Here is a 2,919-nt window from a genome sequence, read left to right on the forward strand (position 1 = left end):
ACTTAAACCATGCTCAGTTCATCATCTGAATTAACAAAAACTTTGTTGACTCGTTCAGAACTGATTATCTGTAAAGACATCGTCCCGAACAGGTCCCACACGTTTGCTTGCCTGATTGTTAAAGAGCGTCTCGCCCGTGGCGTGTTTCGTTGTTGCCCCGTCGAGGAGTGCGCATTCTAGGGATTTCGCTGGGGGAGTCAAACCCTTTTTTGCACTTTTTCAGAAAAACCGTTCAACCGCTCACTTTCTGTTCAAATCGACCATAAAACCATCGATTCAGCCCTATTTAAGGGTCACCCGGGCAATCTTCTTCTTGCCCGCCTGCAGCACAAAGCTTTCGCCCCGGCTGAAACTACGCTCCTCGGTGAGCTGAGCGCCGTCGAGATAGACCGCGCCACGGCCGAATACGTCCTTGCCGGCCTTGCCGTTCTTGGTCAGCCCGGCCGCACTGAGCAAGGGGATGACATGGATACTGTCTTCATCACCCAGCTCTACCTGCACTTCCGGCACATTATCCGGGATCTCGCCAAGGGCAATCTGGTTACCGGCAGACCTCGGGGCCGCTACCGCAGCCTCAGGGCCATGGAACCGTTCGACCATCTCCAGGGCAAAGGCCTTTTTGGCCTCCTGCGGGGAGCCCAGCGTTTCCGCCTCTGCCTTCAGCGCCTCGATACGCTCGTTGGAGCAGGCGCTGAGCAGTTCATAATAACGCCAGGTAAGGCTGTCGGGAAGAGACAGCAGCTTGCGGTACATCTCCCCGGGAGCATCATTCACCCCCACATAGTTGCCCAGGGACTTGGACATCTTCTGCACCCCGTCCAGCCCTTCCAGGATCGGCATGGTCAGACAGATCTGCGGCGCCTGACCATAGGCCTTCTGCAGGGTGCGCCCCATCAGCAGGTTGAACTTCTGATCGGTGCCACCGAGCTCCACATCCGCTTCCAGCGCCACAGAGTCATAGCCCTGTACCAGCGGATAGAGGAATTCATGGATGGCGATGGACTGATTACCCTTGTAGCGCTTGTCAAAGTCATCGCGCTCCAGCATCCGCGCCACGGTGTACTGCCCGGCCAGCTTGATCATGCCGGCTGCCCCCACCTCATTCATCCAGTCGGAATTGAATACCACCCGGGTTTGCGCCGGATCAAGGATCTTGAACACCTGCTCCTTGTAGCTCTCCGCATTGCGCAGCACATCTTCCCGGGTCAACGGCGGCCGGGTCGCACTCTTGCCAGTGGGGTCGCCAATCATGCCGGTGAAATCACCGATCAGGAAAATCACCTGGTGGCCCAGCTCCTGGAACTGGCGCATCTTGTTAATCAGCACGGTATGCCCCAGATGCAGATCCGGGGCGGTGGGATCAAACCCTGCCTTGATCTTCAGGGGCCGGCCAGAGGCCAGCTTTTCCCGCAATTCGTCTTCCTGGATGATTTCATCCGCACCGCGGGAAATGAGCGCCAGTTGTTCGTCCACCGTGGCCATGCCTACCTCTATACTGTCCGGGTACCGTTGGCGCAGGAATAAAGCCCTGCGAGAAAGCCGGCTATTGTAGCACTTGAACGCGGCCAGAGAAGGCAGGTATCTTTGCAGGTCAGTTTTCGCTGTGCCTCCCGGGCACGACCGGCTTTTTACCCAACCAGGTCCTTCACACTCTCCATGAAAGAACTTTTATCCTCTGCTGGCAGGCTGGTGCGCCAGTTCCCCCGCACCCATTTACTGCTGAGCATGGTCTTGCTGGGCGGCGTCATCCTTATTGCCCTTAGCCCTGACCGCCCCCCGGAGCAACCCAGACAACAGGCCAAGACGATTTCCCTGCCGGCCAAGCCGGCCCGCAAACCCGAACCACAGCCGCCAGCCCCCCAGGCGCCCCAGTGGCAAACCCTGACAGTACAACCCGGTGACAGCCTGTCCTCGCTACTTCAACCGCTGGGCGTTGGCGCCGGCCAGGTATTTGCCCTGATCAACAGCGACGACAAGCTGCAACGGCTGACCAAGATCCGCCCCGGCGAAACCCTTCAGGTCACCGTGGATAACGACAACCGACTGACTCAGGTGCAATACCACCCCTCTAAAGTGGAAACCCTCACTGCCCGCCTCAGGGGCGGCGGCTGGGAAACCCGCCTGAGCCAGCGCGAATACCAGAAGCAGACCCGCTTTGCCGAGGCGGACATCACCGACTCCCTGTTTCTGGCCGGCGCAGCTGCCGGCATCAGCGACAAGCTCACCATGCAGCTGGCCAACCTGTTTGCCTGGGACGTGGATTTCGTCCTCGATATTCGCCGGGGCGACCGGTTCCGCATTATTTATGAAGAGTTGTACCTGGACGGCGAGAAAGTCGGCGAGGGCGACATCCTGATGGCCGAGTTCTGGAATCAGGACCGCCACCTGACCGCTTTCCGCTACGAAACCCGCTCCGGCGATGTGGAATACCTGGATATCAAGGGGGACTCCATGCGCAAGGAGTTCATCCGCACCCCGGTGGCTTTCTCCCGAATCAGCTCCCGCTTCAACCTGAGCCGCAAACACCCGGTACTCAACCGGATTCGCGCCCACAAGGGCATCGACTATGCCGCCCCGTCCGGCACCCCGATCAAGGCCGCCGGCGATGGCAAGGTAATCTTTGCCGGGGTGAAAGGCGGCTACGGCAACGTGATCATTCTCAAACACGGCCAGATCTACACTACCCTGTACGCTCACATGCGCGGCTTCGCCAAGGGCATCCGCGTAGGGAAACGGGTCAAACAGAGCCAGACCATTGGCTATGTGGGAGCCTAAGGCCTCACCACCGGGCCACATCTCCATTACGAATTCCGCATTAACGGCTCTCACCGCAATCCGCTCACCGTGCCCCTGCCCAAGGCGCGGGGCATCAACGACAATGAGCGTTCGGAATTCCTGATTGCCGCCAATCGCCTCAAG

1 protein-coding gene and 1 pseudogene are annotated in these 2,919 nt (G+C 58.9%); one reads left to right on the forward strand and one right to left on the reverse strand.

The window, feature by feature from the left end; translation table 11 throughout:
• Window positions 1-282: 282 nt before the first annotated feature.
• Entirely contained in the window at window positions 283-1,482 is a 1,200-nt protein-coding gene (gene tyrS / locus ACFE0K_RS05070; protein WP_434535028.1) for a tyrosine--tRNA ligase, read from the reverse strand.
• Between the two features lie 174 nt (window positions 1,483-1,656).
• Here tyrS and ACFE0K_RS05075 point away from each other — a divergent pair.
• Window positions 1,657-2,919 (forward strand): annotated as a pseudogene (locus ACFE0K_RS05075) (OapA family protein); the annotation flags it as partial.

It is taken from the genome of Alcanivorax sp. (assembly GCF_051117345.1).
Classification (GTDB): Bacteria; Pseudomonadota; Gammaproteobacteria; order Pseudomonadales; family Alcanivoracaceae; genus Alcanivorax.

Excerpts from the sequence above, each read along its gene's own strand:
- tyrS (WP_434535028.1), bottom strand. The coding sequence starts at position 1,482 with ATGGCCACGGTGGACGAACAACTGGCGCTCATTTCCCGCGGTGCGGAT.